The 14,175-nt window shown below is 62.0% G+C and carries 15 protein-coding genes; 6 read left to right on the forward strand and 9 right to left on the reverse strand.

Annotated elements, in window-relative coordinates:
* Positions 1 to 5: 5 nt before the first annotated feature.
* Positions 6 to 311: a hypothetical protein gene (locus tag WLQ66_RS15715; RefSeq protein ID WP_340547281.1), complete on the reverse strand. Its 306-nt coding sequence runs from the start codon at positions 309 to 311 to the stop codon at positions 6 to 8.
* 150 nt (positions 312 to 461) lie between these two features.
* Between WLQ66_RS15715 and WLQ66_RS15720 the strand changes: the two genes are divergently transcribed.
* Complete coding sequence (locus tag WLQ66_RS15720; RefSeq protein ID WP_340547282.1) at positions 462 to 647, forward strand: PLD nuclease N-terminal domain-containing protein; 186 nt, start codon at positions 462 to 464, stop codon at positions 645 to 647.
* A gap of 154 nt (positions 648 to 801) precedes the next feature.
* Here the strand turns inward: WLQ66_RS15720 and WLQ66_RS15725 are convergent, their stop codons facing one another.
* The 3 genes from WLQ66_RS15725 to WLQ66_RS15735 all read right to left on the reverse strand — a co-directional run bounded on the left by WLQ66_RS15725 (position 802) and on the right by WLQ66_RS15735 (position 2,001).
* Positions 802 to 1,068: a TFIIB-type zinc ribbon-containing protein gene (locus WLQ66_RS15725; protein WP_340547283.1), complete on the reverse strand. Its 267-nt coding sequence runs from the start codon at positions 1,066 to 1,068 to the stop codon at positions 802 to 804.
* Between the two features lie 107 nt (positions 1,069 to 1,175).
* The gene (locus tag WLQ66_RS15730; protein ID WP_260098957.1) at positions 1,176 to 1,583 is read right to left on the reverse strand and encodes a universal stress protein; all 408 of its coding nucleotides are present in this window, start codon (positions 1,581 to 1,583) and stop codon (positions 1,176 to 1,178) included.
* Between the two features lie 100 nt (positions 1,584 to 1,683).
* Positions 1,684 to 2,001 carry an antibiotic biosynthesis monooxygenase family protein gene (locus WLQ66_RS15735; RefSeq protein WP_061049879.1) on the reverse strand — a complete coding sequence of 106 codons (318 nt, stop codon included), beginning with the start codon at positions 1,999 to 2,001 and terminating at the stop codon, positions 1,684 to 1,686.
* A 146-nt stretch (positions 2,002 to 2,147) separates the two neighbouring features.
* Between WLQ66_RS15735 and WLQ66_RS15740 the strand changes: the two genes are divergently transcribed.
* Positions 2,148 to 2,876 (forward strand): hypothetical protein, encoded by a 729-nt coding sequence (locus tag WLQ66_RS15740; protein WP_340547284.1) that lies wholly within the window; start codon positions 2,148 to 2,150, stop codon positions 2,874 to 2,876.
* A gap of 16 nt (positions 2,877 to 2,892) precedes the next feature.
* Here the strand turns inward: WLQ66_RS15740 and WLQ66_RS15745 are convergent, their stop codons facing one another.
* The 3 genes from WLQ66_RS15745 to WLQ66_RS15755 all read right to left on the reverse strand — a co-directional run bounded on the left by WLQ66_RS15745 (position 2,893) and on the right by WLQ66_RS15755 (position 7,529).
* Positions 2,893 to 5,178 carry a glycosyl hydrolase family 28-related protein gene (locus WLQ66_RS15745; protein ID WP_340547285.1) on the reverse strand — a complete coding sequence of 762 codons (2,286 nt, stop codon included), beginning with the start codon at positions 5,176 to 5,178 and terminating at the stop codon, positions 2,893 to 2,895.
* A 146-nt stretch (positions 5,179 to 5,324) separates the two neighbouring features.
* Entirely contained in the window at positions 5,325 to 5,738 is a 414-nt protein-coding gene (locus WLQ66_RS15750) for a DUF4864 domain-containing protein (protein WP_340547286.1), read from the reverse strand.
* Positions 5,739 to 5,885: 147 nt separating this feature from the next.
* Complete coding sequence (locus WLQ66_RS15755; protein WP_340547287.1) at positions 5,886 to 7,529, reverse strand: lysine--tRNA ligase; 1,644 nt, start codon at positions 7,527 to 7,529, stop codon at positions 5,886 to 5,888.
* 433 nt (positions 7,530 to 7,962) lie between these two features.
* Between WLQ66_RS15755 and WLQ66_RS15760 the strand changes: the two genes are divergently transcribed.
* Both WLQ66_RS15760 and WLQ66_RS15765 read left to right on the forward strand, forming a co-directional pair.
* Positions 7,963 to 8,385, forward strand: coding sequence for a tellurite resistance TerB family protein (locus WLQ66_RS15760; RefSeq protein ID WP_340547288.1), 423 nt, complete (start codon positions 7,963 to 7,965; stop codon positions 8,383 to 8,385).
* 99 nt (positions 8,386 to 8,484) lie between these two features.
* Complete coding sequence (locus WLQ66_RS15765) at positions 8,485 to 9,006, forward strand: GNAT family N-acetyltransferase (RefSeq protein WP_340547289.1); 522 nt, start codon at positions 8,485 to 8,487, stop codon at positions 9,004 to 9,006.
* Between the two features lie 85 nt (positions 9,007 to 9,091).
* Here WLQ66_RS15765 and dacB read toward each other — a convergent pair whose 3' ends face one another.
* A complete protein-coding gene (gene dacB, locus WLQ66_RS15770) occupies positions 9,092 to 10,576 on the reverse strand; it encodes a D-alanyl-D-alanine carboxypeptidase/D-alanyl-D-alanine endopeptidase (RefSeq protein WP_340547290.1) in 1,485 nt (494 codons plus the stop codon).
* A 153-nt stretch (positions 10,577 to 10,729) separates the two neighbouring features.
* Here dacB and WLQ66_RS15775 point away from each other — a divergent pair, with 153 nt between their 5' ends.
* Entirely contained in the window at positions 10,730 to 11,536 is an 807-nt protein-coding gene (locus WLQ66_RS15775; RefSeq protein WP_340547530.1) for a DMT family transporter, read from the forward strand.
* On the opposite strand, the gene WLQ66_RS15780 is transcribed toward WLQ66_RS15775, so the two are convergent.
* Positions 11,516 to 12,130, reverse strand: a complete 615-nt coding sequence (locus tag WLQ66_RS15780; RefSeq protein WP_340547291.1) for a nicotinate-nucleotide adenylyltransferase — start codon at positions 12,128 to 12,130, stop codon at positions 11,516 to 11,518. The two genes, WLQ66_RS15775 and WLQ66_RS15780, sit on opposite strands and share 21 nt — an antisense overlap.
* A 210-nt stretch (positions 12,131 to 12,340) precedes the next feature.
* Between WLQ66_RS15780 and ettA the strand changes: the two genes are divergently transcribed.
* Positions 12,341 to 13,996: an energy-dependent translational throttle protein EttA gene (gene ettA, locus WLQ66_RS15785; RefSeq protein WP_340547292.1), complete on the forward strand. Its 1,656-nt coding sequence runs from the start codon at positions 12,341 to 12,343 to the stop codon at positions 13,994 to 13,996.
* Positions 13,997 to 14,175: the final 179 nt, after the last annotated feature.

The raw sequence follows: 14,175 nt of genomic DNA on the forward strand, positions 1-14,175 counted from the left end.
TGGCATTAGTTGGATTCGGCGGCAACTTCGTCAGCAGCGTCTTCCGGCGGTGTCACTTTCAGGCCGGGCACCGAGATTTCGGCTTCTTCCATGGTCACATCAACGTCGGGAACCTTTACGGTGGCGGTTTCCTCGGTGATAGAGACGGAACCGACTTCGGCATCAAATTTCGGCAGGTTGCCACCTTCGACGCTGACATCCACGTCAGGCAGGCTTGCCTCTTCGGTCTGGTCGACGTCGACCATGTAGATGCCGACCGCAATGGCGATTACAGCAACAATACCCATAATAATTCCGGTAGCGGTTTTCATAGCGTGGTTCCTTTTCAGATTGCGATACATCTCAGTGATGGTTCGAGAAGCAAACAATCCGCCTCACAAAAAGGTTCCCAAAAATTTTAGCGGAACCTTTTTGGCGTCTGAAAGGTTGAGCAGACAGAACAAAATTGATGGAGAGAGAAAATGGGTTACAGTCTTCTTGGTCTGCTTATTCTTATCGCTGACCTCTACGCGATCTACCAGGTCCTGACATCCGGCGCATCGACCGCAGCCAAGGTGATCTGGACCCTTGTTATCCTGGTCCTGCCGGTGATCGGCCTGATCGCATGGCTGATCGCAGGCCCACGCGGCAGCAAAGCTCATATCTAACAGGGCGTTAGATAATGCCCCGGCAGCCAGATCATGGCGCCGGGGCATATTTTTATCTGCACTAAGTGGTGCGGCAGGCTGCCCGCGCATCTCACCAGGCGACTATGAATAAACCGCCCTTATTTGCAAAATGCGGTTTTCTGCATTTTTTAGATCAGAAATCAAACAGGTCCTCAAGAAAACCACCCCGTTTTTTCTTGTAGCGTTTTTCCGAATAATGCCGGTCTGAATCGCGTTTTTCAGGGCGATAGCTGTCCTGCTGCCGGGGCTGCGGCTGCGGCGCTGGCTGGCTGGACCGTTCGATGATTTTATCCAATTCACCGCGATCAAGCCAGACACCCCGGCATTGCGGACAATAGTCGATTTCCACACCGGCCCGGTCGGTCATTACCAGCTGGGCGCCGTCAATTGGACATTGCATCGTTTTCTCCTCGCTAAACCTGATTGCAATCCAAGTGGGGTCGGCTGCCGCGCGGGACAAGCCTGTCGGCGACGAATTGCTGGCCTCGCGTCAAAAAACCGCAAGTCTCAGCGCACGACATGCACCGCACAGGCCGCGTGGCGCACCACCTGCGTGGCGGTCGATCCCAGCAGCAGGTCCTGCATCCCCGGCCGGTGCGAGGCGATGATGATAAGGTCGGGTGCGTTCTGTTCGGCCCAGTCCAGAATCGAGCGACCGGAATGGCCATCAATCAGCAGCCCGGTCGCGTTGGGCAATGTCTGGGCCAGGCCGTCCAGCTCCGCCTGAAGCGCCTTGCGGGTGCCCTCCAGATAATCGACCGGCATATAGGAAATCGCATAGGCCGGCACCTGTTCGACCACATGCAGAAGGGTGATCCGGGCCTCTGGCGTGGCCAGCAGCCCCGCCAGCTTTAGCGGGGCGCTCACATCGCGGTCGGGATCAAACGAAATCGGGACAAGAATATTATGATACATTTGCGGTCTCCTCTGTCTGCGGCACCCCCATCATGAGGCCGTGCGCACCGGCCTGCCTTGATCGAGATCAGCCGCGTACAACAGGGAAACGCACCAGAGATCAAAAGGTTGCTGCAACCTCATACATCACCGGTTCAAAACTGCGACAAAGCTCGTTGATCTTGCGATTGCGGTTGCGCATCTCGGTGCTGCGCAGCATGGCCATAAAATCCTCCCGCCGCCGCCACTGCGAATAATTGGCGATCCGCGTCTGGGCGTCATTCACATGCAACCCGGCAGAGATAAAGCCCGGCTGATGCGAAATGAACTCCGCATAGGCTTCGGTCAGGGCATCCAGCAGATCCTGACAGGTGCCCGGCGTCATCTCAAAGGTGGTGATCACGGTTTGGGTTTCGGTATTGGTCGCTATCGTCGGCATGGCTTCCTCCGTTGTCCATCTCCAGCCTACGCCGGTTTGAGGAAATCCGGCAGAGGTTTTTGCCCGCCCCGGCAGGATCGCCGATCCTTGTCCAACAGACGCATAAAAAGAGTGGTCAAAAATAAAATCAACTTTAAAGTGTTTTTATGCTGCACGGGTTCCTACGCTTACTGGCTGTCCTTGCCCTCTGCCTGATGCCGCTGGCCTCGGTTTCCGCCGGGGCGTGGTTGCAGCAGGAGGGTCAGGGGTTCAGCGCGACCAGCCTGACGCTGCGCCGCGACCTTGCCGCGCTGAAAGGGCTGAGCGAGGGGCAGCGCCTGCCGGCAGAGATCGGATTTTACGGGGAATTTGGCCTGCATCCGCGCTGGACGCTCGGCGCCGATCTGAATGTCAGCCGCGGCAGCTCCGCCCATGCGCTGCTGTTTCTGCGCCACCCCCTACCCCGTCTGGGACAGGCAAATACCGCGGTGGAGCTGGCGCTGGGGGCCAATCAGAGCAGCGGGGTCTGGGCGCCGATGCAGCGGATCACCCTGTCCTATGGGCGCGGGTTCGACATCGCCCTGAAAGGCAGGCCGCTGTCGGGTTGGATCGCTCTGGATCTGGGTCATGAATGGCGCAGCAAGGGGCGGCAGCAGACCTGGAAACTGGATGCCACGCTGGGGTTGAACCGCCCCGGCAAGCTGGCGCCGCTGCTACAGGTGGAAACCAGCAGGACAGCGGGCGCGCCGCTGTCCTTTTCCATCACCCCCAGCCTGCGGCTGCCACTGGCAAAGCGGTTCGGAAAGAGCGCGCCGGAGCTGGTGATCGGTCTCCAGCACAAGCGCGCCGAAACACGCGCGCTGGGGATCAAACTGGCGATCTGGCACCGGTTCTGACCCCCAGCGCTGCGGATCACCTGTCCACACGCACCGTTACCTGCACCGTGCCGCGCACCGCCTCCGGCCAGACCAGCTGGACCTGATCGCGACGGCTGCCGACGCGCAGCTTGGCATAGGGCATAGCATGGCGATCGGCGCCGCCGCCGAGCTCTACCGGGCCAATGGCGACGACGCTGTCGATGCCCCGTGCCTGACCGCGAAATGGCAGCGCATCCTGGGTGTCGACGGTCCAGGTCGTGGCCGCGCTGCCCTGCACATGTTCAATCCTGAGCGGGTTGGCCACCGCGGTTGAGACGTTGTGATAGGTGTTGCCCTCGTAGAAGATATCCCTGGTGCGGCTGAAATCGAGGTCGGAGAAGCTGGTATCGACCCGCTCTGCCCGCTCGATGGTGCCGTTGATGGAGCGGAATTTATTCCCCGACACGGTCATCCCGTTCAGAAAATGGCCGCTGCCATAAGGCTTTACCACGATGTAGCTGAACCAGGGGGCGACATCGCCGGACAGGAACACATTGTCGGTGATCGACAGGGCGCTGAAGGAGAAGCCGCTGGTGAAATCGGGGCGGGCATCGCGTTCATTGGTCCATTCGACAAAACAATTGTCGATGTAATTGTCCGACACGGTCGAGGCGCAATTGGTGCTGGTCAGGATTAGACCGGCGGTGCGGCTGCCATCGGCAACGGTATCGCCCTGAAAGAAGTGGTTGCCGGTCACCGTCTGGTTCTGGCCACCCAGCAATGCGAAATGGCGGAACTTGGTGGCGCGATTGTTGCGCAGCTTGGCATCATTGGCGTTGACGTTCAGCGCGATGGATTGCCGGGCGCCGACATTCAGCGGCTCTTCATCGGACAGGAACTGGCAATTGTCGATCAGGATACCCTGACAGCCGGATCCGATTGAGGTGATGCCGCGGTTTCGTGGCCGCGAGATAAAGCAGTGGTCCAGGCTGAACACGGTGCCGGTCGGGGCCAGACGAATGCCGCTACAGCGCCCGTCGCACTGAATCTCGACTTCGGTCATGCCGAATTTACTGAGCGCGCTGAAGCCGCTGAAATCCAACATGTATTTGAAGTCGCGAAAGGTGTATTGCTGGGTGCCCACCGCATCATAAAGCGGCGCGGTCAGGGTCAGTTCGCCCGCGCCCACGTTCTTGTCCCGGACGTAGATTTCGCGCCCGACGCCGCTGCCTTCGACAAGCGCGCCAACGGGAATATTGGCGATATTGGCGACATTTGTCAGCTTGCGGGATGCGCTGGTGCTATAGGTTGCCTGAGCGGTGATGGTATCGGTGTCCCAGGCGGCATTGGCGGCAGCCTCCAGCTGGCCGTTACGGATCACCCGGCGGGTCGCGTAGCTGGTCTTGTTGGGGACCGCCGCCTGCATATCGACGGGTCCGCGCAGGGTCACCTTGCGCCCGCACAGATCCAGCGATTCATGATCGGCATTGTTCAACAGCGCCTGAAACGCCTTCTTGAAGCCCAGTTCCTCATCCCCGAAAGCCGCGGCATAGCTGGGGAAATCGAAATTGCGGGTCAGCAGCAGCATCCGGCTGGTGGGCATGCGGACGGTGCCTTCAAACTGGACCTCATGGTTCATCGACACGGTGCTGCCGAGGTAGAATTCCCCCGCAGGGACCAGTACACGACGGCCGGCGGCCGCGGCATCAGCCGCCTCAAAGGCGGCGGTATTGTCGGTGCTGCCATCACCGATTGCGCCATAGTCGGTCACATCCACCAGGCTGATCATATTGCGCAGGAAGACCCCGGTGACATCGCGTACCTCGATATCGTCGACCCGCACCACGCCGCCATTTGGCCCGATCAGATCCAGCCCCACATGGGCAAAGCGCCCCTCAAGCCCCCAGGCCATATCGACGCCATTGCGGCTGCCGGTGCCGATAATGGCCGATACCTCAACCACTTTTCCGTAGGTCGACAGGCTGGTGCCCGCCCCGGTCTCGACCACGCCGCCCAGATGACCGCCGCCCGACTGCCCGGCCCAGGCCGCGATGCGAACGGTTGGCAGGGCACCGCTGACCGCCTTTACCCGCGCGGTGACCTGCAAATAGCAGCCCGGCGTCAGCATGGTGCGGGTCATATTGCGCAGTTTCTGCACCGAAGCGGTCTTTTGCAGTTCAAGACAGCCGCCAAAATCGGCGTCCGCCGCGACAAAGGCCGCATTGGCCGCGCCCTGATAGGTGTCCGACCCCGGTGTGCCATTGCCGCTGGACCAGTTGTTGAGCCCCTCGGCAAAGGCCGGGGGCATCAGCTCTACGCCGTCAGTGATCGCTATGTTCATCAGTCACCCTTTCTAATACCGCCGTTTCCGGCTGATCAGGCCGCAGCCCGGTTCACTCAGGGAAAGGGTTGTAAAGGACGGGGTTTAACGCGCCCTCAGAGGGGCGTTCGCAGGGTATGCACCGGGGGGGAGAATCAGGCGATGGATCAGGTCGCGGGCGCATCCTCCGTCAGCAGCTGAACGGCGTTGATCTTCCAGCCGGTCGGGGTCTCAACCATCTGATAATCCAGAAGATGTACCCGCCCCTCTGGATCGGTGATCATCACCCGCTGCCACAGGCCACCGGCCACGGTGCGCAGCCCCAGATAGCGCACCTCATCCGGTTGCCAGACCATCGGGTAGCCCGACTGCACCATCTGTGCAAATCGCTCGGAATTGCCGAACAGCCCCTGAATCATCGGCGACGCATGGGCAAAGGCGGCCTCGGAATCACGCCTGAGAAAGGCGGCGATCTGATCTGTGATCACCCCGGTTATCGCGCTATCGCGCCCCTCGGCGGCACCCGGAACCGGCAGCGACAACAGGGCGACAGAAACACTCATCAACAAAAACTTGCGCATGGCAGATCTCCTCTGATGCCCCTGTCAGCTAGCCCCGGCGCGGGCGCGGTCAATCACCGCTGACCGTTTTGCCGCGCCGCTGCGCCCTGCGCGAAACAAAAAGGGCGCCCGTTACAGGCGCCCTTCTGTTGACATATGGCTGCGGGGTCAGACCAGCTCACCCGCCAGCGCCTGATCAATCAGCGTGATGGTGTCCTCGACCCCGTAAAGGGCGATGAACCCGCCGAAACGAGGCCCCTGCGTGGCGCCCAGCAGCACCTCGTAGATGGCCGAGAACCAGGCGCGCAGCGGCTCGAACCCGTGGATCTTGCCGATGGCAAAGACAACGGATTGCAGGAATTCCTCATCCGCGAAATCGGCCTCGGGCAGCGGGTCGGTGCTGCCTGCGATCTCGTTCTTCTTGGCAATCGCGGCCAGCGCGGCTTCGGGCGATTTCAGCGCATCCGCCAGGTCCTGAAGCGCCGCACGCTCCTGATCGGTGGGCAGGCGATAGGTCTTTGCCGGTTTCACGAAATCGTTGAAATAGGCCACCGCAAAGCCCGCCGCCTGATCCATGGTCGGGTTGCTCTCTGGCGTCGCGTCGGGGGCGTATTTGTTGATGAAGCCCCACATGGTTGCCTTATCCTCGGCGCTGGAGGCCGAAGCGAGGTTCAACAGCATCGAGAATGGCACCACCATATCCGACTGCGGCACATCGCCTGCGTGGATGTGCCAGACCGGGTTGTTCAGCTGTCCCTTCAGATCCTGGGTGTGATAGGCGCGCAGCTGCTGGTGGTATTCGTCCACCGCCTTGGGGATCACATCGAAGTGCATCCGCTTCGCCGTCTTGGGCTTCAGATACATGAAATAGGCCAGGCTCTCGGTCGAGGCATAGGTCAGCCATTCATCAATGGAAATCCCGTTGCCCGAGGTCTTGGAGATCTTCTGACCGTTGGCATCGAGGAACAGCTCATAGGTGAAATGCTCCGGCGCCGGGACGCCCAGCACCCGGCAGATGCCATCATAGATCGGCGTATTGGTGGAGTGATCCTTGCCGTACATCTCGAAATCAACGCCAAGTGCCGCCCAGCGGGCGCCGAAGTCGGGCTTCCACTGAAGTTTCACGTTGCCGCCGGTCACCGGCAGAGTCCATTCCTTGCCGTCCTCGTCATCAAAGGTGATGGAATAGGTCTCGGCGCAGACCTTCTTCATCGGCACATAGAGCACGCGGCCGGTGTCCGGGTGGATCGGCAGGAAGATCGAATAGGTCTGACGGCGCTCTTCGCGCAGGGACTTCAGCATGATCGCCATGATGTCGTCGTATTTGTCGACGGCGCGCTTCAGGATCTCGTCGAACTGACCGGAGCCGTAGAATTCGGTGGCCGAATAGAACTCATACTCAAAGCCGAAGGTATCAAGGAACCGGCGCAGCATGGCGTTGTTATGATGGCCAAAGCTCTCGTATTCGCCAAAGGGATCCGGCACCGAGGTCAGCGGCTTTTGCAGGTGGTCCTGTAGGCTGTCGGCATTTGGCACGTTGCCGGGGATCTTGCGCATCCCGTCGAGATCATCCGAAAAGCAGATCAGCTTCGTCGGAATATCCGAGATCACCTCGAAGGCTTTCTTGATCATCGTGGTGCGGGCCACCTCGCCAAAGGTGCCGATATGCGGCAGGCCAGAGGGGCCATAGCCGGTTTCGAACAGGACATAGCCCTTTTCCGGCGCGCCCTTGGCATAACGTTTGAGAACCCGGCGGGCTTCTTCAAACGGCCAGGCTTTGCTCTTCAGAGCTTCTTCGCGCAGATCAGACATCATGTTCTCCATCGGCAACCGGAGGTGGCTCCGGTCGGACTGCTAGCCCCCCGTCTGCGGCGCTGTCTCGGGCGCCGGTGACTGCGGGCGGCTCACCACTGCCGGGCGCCCCATGCACCCGGTCGGCCTCACCTATGGTGAGCGGCGATACGTGTCAAGAAACCGCAGTGTTTCAGCACCAGAATAGCGCCCAAACAGCGCCCAAACGGCCCCAATGTCGCGCGATTTGCGCGGTCCCGGCGGGCGATCCCGCAGCGGCCTGCATTCTGCTGGCCCCTCGCCCCGCCCCCGCCTGCTGCGCGCCCCTCGCCGCACCGGTGAAGAGCGGGAGGCGGCAGCGGATTTCACCCGGTGACGCATTGACCCGTTGATTGGGCCGGGGGGGATGCCTATTCTTGTTCACGAACCCGTGCCAATTTACTGGAATCCCACAATGAACACCCAGACCGCCAACCCCTTTACCCCGCAGGATTGCCTCGTTGCGCTGATGGTGGCGGTTTCGGCCTCGGATGAGAATATCCGCACCGCCGAGCTGGTGAAAATCCAATCCGCCGTCAACATGCTGCCGGTCTTTGCCGATTACGACATCGACCGGATGAACCGCACCTCGCAGACGGTGTTTGACCTTTTCGAGCAGGAGGACGGGCTGGATGCGCTGTTCGGCCTGATCCGCGAGGATCTGCCCGAGCGGCTGTTTGAGACCGCCTATGCACTGGCCTGCGATGTGGCCGCGGCCGATGGCAGCCTTGCCGAGTCGGAGCTGCGGCTGCTGGAAGAAATCCGCTATGAGCTGAACATCGACCGGCTGCACGCCGCCGCCATCGAGCGCGGCGCCCGCGCCCGCCATATGGTCTGAGGCAGGCCGCGGGCGGTCCTGCTGCCTGATGATAGGGCTGGCAACAGGCAGCGCCTGATCCCGACCACCTGCAATTTGCCCAATGAATGAGAGGCCGATATGACAACGCTCACAACCGCGCCTCGGCTGACAACTTCGCGGTTGGTCCTGCGAGGACCCGAGCGTGACGACCTGACCGCCTTTACCCGCTTCATGACCAGCGCCCCGTCGATGATTGAACAGGGTGAGGCGATCACCCCAGACCAGGCCTGGTTCGGGTTTCTGACTGGGGTTGGCCACTGGCATTGGCACGGTTTTGGCTTCTTTATGGTCACATTGCGCGACAGCCGCCAGCCGGTTGGTCGCGTCGGCCTTATCAAACATTCCAACTGGCCCGAGATTGAGCTGGCCTGGCATCTGTTTGAAGGGGCCGAGGGGCAGGGTTTTGCCACCGAAGCGGCCATAGCCGTCAGGGCATGGGCTTCCAAGGATCTGGGGCTGGATCGGCTCTACAGCTATATTGATCAGGACAACATAAAGTCGCAGGCCGTGGCGAGGCGGCTGGGGGCTGTGACAGACGGCACCCGTGCACCGCATGAGCCGCAGGCAGAGATCTGGATCCACGCGATGACCCGCCGTTAGACCTGCCGGCCGGAGCCGTGGCAGAGCCGCGAACCAGGTAGCGGGCCATGCCTGATACGCCGCGCGCCATCTGCACCGCCACGGTTCAGCTGCCGTAGACGCGGCCCCAGCGTTCGATCAGGCTCTGTTGCAGCTTTTTGGCGCGGCGATTCCAGCTTTGCGCGCCTTTGGGGCGCTCGCGTTCGGCGCGGGGTATGCGTGCGCGGGCCTGCTGGTCGGCGCTGAATATGGCAAAGGCCAGCACGGTGCCGTCGGTCGCGGTCATGAAGCCGCCCAGACCCGATACGAAATTGAGCGTGCCAGTCTTGGCGGTGACCTTGATCGGATGCGCTTTCAGCACGCGCCCCTTACTGTCGCGCATCGGGAAGGATTTGAGCAGCGGTTTCAGCCGCCCGTCCCGATAGGAGGCCACCAGCGCGCTGACCATGTCATCCGGTGTGATCCGCGACGCCTCGCCCAGACCGGAATGATCCACCAGCCGGGTATTGGTCATGCCATAGGTTGCCGCAGCCCAGCTGTTCATCGCCGCCGCCGAATCCTTCAGCGTGCGCGGCCGGCCACCACGCGCCTGCGTTGCCGCAAGGCCAATCATCTCGGCCATCAGGTTGTTGGAATATTTCAGCGTCGCCTTCAGCATCAGATCAAGCGGCGGGCTGTTGTGATGGGCCACCACCTGCCCCGAGGGCGGCGCGTTGGCCGGTTTCGGCGCGCCCAGCTTGATCCCGTTCGCGCGCGCCATGGTGCGGAACACATCGGCGGCATAGGCGCCCGGATGGCGCACCGGCAGCCAGCGCGCGCCGCCTTTGCCCAGAGCCTGGCTGGCGACGGTCCAATGATCGGTGTCGTTGCGTTCGGAATAGCTGTAGACCGGCAGGCTGCGCTGCGCGATCTTCATCGTGGCAATGGAGACTTCGGGGCGATATTTCTCGGTGCGGGCATCCATGGTCACCGCCCAGCCCTGCCCTGCGCGTTTCCATTCGAAATGCACCCGGTTGTAATTGAGCGCGAGGCCAGAAATGGCCGGGCTGTAGCCGACGTGATCGGGCTGACCCGGGTCGATCGAGGCGATCTGCGGCAGCGCCCCCTCCCAGATCCGGAAGGCACCGCGCACCTCGCGGACGCCGGCCGCCTTCAGCGCCTGCGCCAGCCGCGCGAGATTGTCGGTGTTGAGCATCGGATCGCCGCCGCCCACCAGCACCAGATCGCCGCCGACCACGCCGCCGCTGATCCCGCCGGTGGCCACAATCTGCGTGGTAAAGCGATGGTCCGGCCCCAGCGCATCGAGCGCATAAAGAGCGGTCAGCGCCTTGGCGACGCTGGCCGGCGGCAGGGCCGACGCGGCGCCCTCAGCCTCAAGCCGCAGTCCGCTTTTGACGTCCGCCACGGCGCAGGCAATCTGCCCAGAGAGGCCCGCGCGCGCCAGGAGCCCCTTCAGCCCGCCGCCGGCGCTGATCAGGCTGGCAGGATCCCGTGCCACCGGGCGCAGAGAAACAGCCGGCGCATTGGCCAGGGCTGTCTGCGCCGCCACGGAGGCAAGGCCGGAGGTCAGAAAAAATCGTCGCGAAATCATATCAGCAATAGTCTACTCAAAACCCCTACAATTCTGCAAACATGCGGCAGGTTATTATGCCGCAGCCCGACAGCCCCCCGACCGCAAACTGGCGGCTTTTCTTTGACCGAGCCGCCTGCTACCGCTGACGCGATGGTACGGGCAGTGATGATCATGTTTGTCGCCATGTCAATGATCCCTGCCGGGGACCTTTGCGGGAAACTGCTCACATCGGGCGGTCTGGCGACACCGGGATTCGTGGCCTGGTCTCGATTTGCAATCGGCACAGCGATGGTGGCGCCGTTTGCCTTGCGCAGTGCCTATCCGCTGCTGGCCAACTGGCGGCTGTGGCTGCGCGCGGCGCTGCTGAGCGGCGGCATCCTGTCGATCCAGATCGCATTGAAGACCGAACCGCTGGCAAATGTGTTTGCCGCCTTTTTTGTCGGGCCGATGGTCAGCTATGTGCTCTCCGTCCTGCTGCTGCGCGAACCTGCGACGCTGGCGCGCAGCCTGCTGATGGCGCTGGGATTCTGCGGCGTGCTGCTGGTGGTGCGGCCCGGGCTGGGAGGCTCGGTCAATCTGATCTGGGCGGTTCTGGCGGGGGTATTCTACGGTGGATTTCTCACCACCTCGCGCTGGCTGTCGCATCTTGGCACGCCGCTGCAGCTGAGCCTGACCCAGCTGTCGATCAGCGCGCTGCTGACGCTGCCGCTGGGGCTGACCGCCCTGCCCGCGCCTGGACTGGCGACTGCGGCGCTGACCTTTGGCAGTGCCGGGTTTTCGATGCTGGGCAATCTGCTGCTGCTCTTTGCCTATGCGCAGGCACCCGCGTCACGGCTGGCACCGCTGGTCTATTTCCAGCTGATCGCCGCCGTCTCGCTCGGCTGGCTGGTCTTTGATCAATGGCCTGATGTGCTGACCTGGGCCGGTCTGTGTGTGGTCATCAGCGCCGGTCTGGTCTCAGCGCGGCTGCGTCGCTGACCAATCGCCACGCGCCCGGATCGCGCTTGAGCTGATATTGACCATCGGCACATTCACAAAACACCAGGCCGGGGCCTCGGCATGGGCCAGCAGACGGCTCTGCCCACCTTTCAGCCGATACGGTGCATAAAGCCGCGCGGCAGGCGACAGCCGCGCCGAGATCCGCTCACCCGGTCGCGCCAGCACTCCGACGGGTACGGTGTCCAGAATCTGCCGCCAGTCTTTCCAGCGGTGGAAATCGGCCAGATTATCCGCCCCCATCAACCAGACAAAGCGCACGCCGGGATGGCGCTGCCGCAGCAGGCGCAGCGTCTCGGCCGTGTAGCAGGTGCCGACATCGGCCTCGATCCCGCTGATCTGCACACGCGGATGGTCCATCAACGTCCGCGCGGCGGCAATCCGGCGGTCAAGCGGCGCTGGCGGGTGCGCCTTAAGCGGATTGCCGGGCGACACCAGCCAGACCAGCTGATCCAGCCCAAAGCGTTTGAGCGCTGCCAGCGAGATGGCACGATGCCCCTGATGCGGCGGATCAAAGGACCCGCCCAGAAGGCCAACAGTGGTGCCGGGCGGAATATGGGGCAAGCGGTGCATCATGCCTGCCTTGATGCACATAGTTGCAAGAGAGATCAATCAGCTGTTGCAGGCTCTGGTTGCGAAACTGTGAAAGCCGCCCCGCCAGTCTTTGCGATCACGGCGGCAGGCGTGCACGCCCCGCGCCCCCGCCCCTGCATCCCGCATTGCCCCCGCCTTTCCCATCCGCTATCACACCAGCCAGCAAATTCCCCCCTTACACGGAGCTGTCTCATGGCTGCCTATCAATACGTCTACCACATGCAGGGGGTCTCCAAGACCTACCCCGGTGGCAAGAAATGCTTTGAAAACATCCACCTGTCCTTTCTCCCCGGTGTGAAAATCGGTGTTGTCGGCGTCAACGGCGCCGGTAAATCAACGCTGATGAAGATCATGGCCGGGCTCGATACCGATTTCACCGGTGAGGCCTGGGCCGCCGAGGGCGCCAAGGTTGGCTATCTACCGCAGGAGCCGAAGCTGGACGAAAGCCTGACCGTGCGTGAAAACGTCATGCTGGGCGTCGCCGGGAAAAAGGCCATTCTTGATCGCTACAATGAGCTGGCGATGAACTACTCGGACGAGACCGCCGAGGAAATGGCCGAGCTGCAGGACAAGATCGACGCCGAGAACCTCTGGGATCTGGACAGCCAGATCGACGTCTCGATGGAGGCGCTGCGCTGCCCGCCGGATGATGCCGAAATCGCCAACCTGTCTGGTGGTGAGCGCCGTCGCGTGGCGCTCTGCAAGCTGCTGCTTGAAGCACCCGACATGCTGCTCCTCGACGAACCGACCAACCACCTTGATGCGGAAACCATCGCCTGGCTGCAACAGCATCTGATCGACTACAAGGGCACCATCCTCTGCGTCACCCACGACCGTTATTTCCTGGATGACATCACCGGCTGGATCCTCGAGCTGGACCGGGGCCGCGGCATCCCCTACGAGGGCAATTATTCCAGCTGGCTGGAACAGAAGGCCAAACGTCTGGAGCAGGAAGCGCGCGAAGACAAATCCAAGCAGAAGACGCTGGAGCGCGAACTGGAATGGATGCGTCAGGGCGCCAAGGCGCGTCAGGCCAAATCCAAGGCCCGGATCAACGCCTATAACGATCTGGCCAGCCAGTCCGAGCGCGAGAAACTGACCCGCGCCCAGATCGTCATCCCCAACGGCCCGCGTCTGGGGTCCAAGGTGATCGAGGTCTCGGGCATCTCCAAACATTACGGCGACAAGCAGCTGGTGGAGAACCTGTCCTTTGACCTGCCCCCCGGCGGCATCGTCGGCGTGATCGGCCCCAACGGTGCGGGTAAATCGACCCTGTTCCGGATGCTGACCGGCCAGGAACAGCCCGATGAGGGCAGCGTCAGCTATGGCGATACCGTGAAACTGTCCTACGTCGACCAGTCGCGCGACGATCTGAACGACAATGACACCGTCTGGGAAGCCATCTCCGGCGGCGCCGAGATCATCGAGCTGGGCGACGCGCAGGTCAACTCCCGCGCCTATTGCTCGTCGTTCAACTTCAAAGGCGGCGACCAGCAGAAGAAACTGTCGCTGCTGTCGGGCGGCGAGCGCAACCGGGTCCATATGGCGCGGCTGCTGAAAGAGGGCGGCAACGTGCTGCTGCTTGACGAACCGACCAACGATCTGGACGTCGAAACCCTGCGCGCGCTGGAAGACGCACTGGTCGATTTCGCCGGCTGCGCCGTGGTCATCTCGCACGACCGTTTCTTCCTCGACCGGATCTGTACGCATATTCTGGCCTTTGAGGGCGACGCCCATGTGGAGTGGTTCGAGGGCAACTTCGAGGACTACGAAGAAGACAAGAAACGCCGCCTGGGCCCCGACGCGCTGGAGCCCAAGCGTCTGAAGCACAAGAAGTTCGTGCGATAAGTGTGCTTCAGGGGGTGATGCGATACCAGCTCACCCCCTGAAGTCTTCAAATCACTCCTTCCCAAAAAGGCTTATTCGGCGTCGTCCTCTTAATAGAGGCCGGCGTCCCCTCTTATCCGGCTTTCCAGGTCGTCGTGTTCCCTTTGTCGGAACCAACCCGTTCCCACAGCCGCCATGAC

Source organism: Phaeobacter sp. A36a-5a (genome assembly GCF_037911135.1).
GTDB classification, from domain to species: Bacteria; Pseudomonadota; Alphaproteobacteria; order Rhodobacterales; family Rhodobacteraceae; genus Phaeobacter; species Phaeobacter bryozoorum.

Bases quoted from the DNA above. Each gene is read 5' to 3' on its own strand.
- WLQ66_RS15735 (WP_061049879.1), bottom strand. From the start codon at position 2,001: ATGCCGACGATAGCGACCAATACCGAAACCCAAACCGTGATCACCACC.
- WLQ66_RS15725 (WP_340547283.1), bottom strand. From the start codon at position 1,068: ATGCAATGTCCAATTGACGGCGCCCAGCTGGTAATGACCGACCGGGCC.
- WLQ66_RS15715 (WP_340547281.1), bottom strand. From the start codon at position 311: ATGAAAACCGCTACCGGAATTATTATGGGTATTGTTGCTGTAATCGCC.
- WLQ66_RS15755 (WP_340547287.1), bottom strand. From the start codon at position 7,529: ATGTCTGATCTGCGCGAAGAAGCTCTGAAGAGCAAAGCCTGGCCGTTT.
- WLQ66_RS15730 (WP_260098957.1), bottom strand. From the start codon at position 1,583: ATGTATCATAATATTCTTGTCCCGATTTCGTTTGATCCCGACCGCGAT.
- dacB (WP_340547290.1), bottom strand. From the start codon at position 10,576: ATGATTTCGCGACGATTTTTTCTGACCTCCGGCCTTGCCTCCGTGGCG.
- WLQ66_RS15750 (WP_340547286.1), bottom strand. From the start codon at position 5,738: ATGCGCAAGTTTTTGTTGATGAGTGTTTCTGTCGCCCTGTTGTCGCTG.
- ettA (WP_340547292.1), top strand. From the start codon at position 12,341: ATGGCTGCCTATCAATACGTCTACCACATGCAGGGGGTCTCCAAGACC.
- WLQ66_RS15780 (WP_340547291.1), bottom strand. From the start codon at position 12,130: ATGATGCACCGCTTGCCCCATATTCCGCCCGGCACCACTGTTGGCCTT.
- WLQ66_RS15740 (WP_340547284.1), top strand. From the start codon at position 2,148: ATGCTGCACGGGTTCCTACGCTTACTGGCTGTCCTTGCCCTCTGCCTG.
- WLQ66_RS15765 (WP_340547289.1), top strand. From the start codon at position 8,485: ATGACAACGCTCACAACCGCGCCTCGGCTGACAACTTCGCGGTTGGTC.
- WLQ66_RS15775 (WP_340547530.1), top strand. From the start codon at position 10,730: ATGTTTGTCGCCATGTCAATGATCCCTGCCGGGGACCTTTGCGGGAAA.
- WLQ66_RS15760 (WP_340547288.1), top strand. From the start codon at position 7,963: ATGAACACCCAGACCGCCAACCCCTTTACCCCGCAGGATTGCCTCGTT.
- WLQ66_RS15720 (WP_340547282.1), top strand. From the start codon at position 462: ATGGGTTACAGTCTTCTTGGTCTGCTTATTCTTATCGCTGACCTCTAC.
- WLQ66_RS15745 (WP_340547285.1), bottom strand. From the start codon at position 5,178: ATGAACATAGCGATCACTGACGGCGTAGAGCTGATGCCCCCGGCCTTT.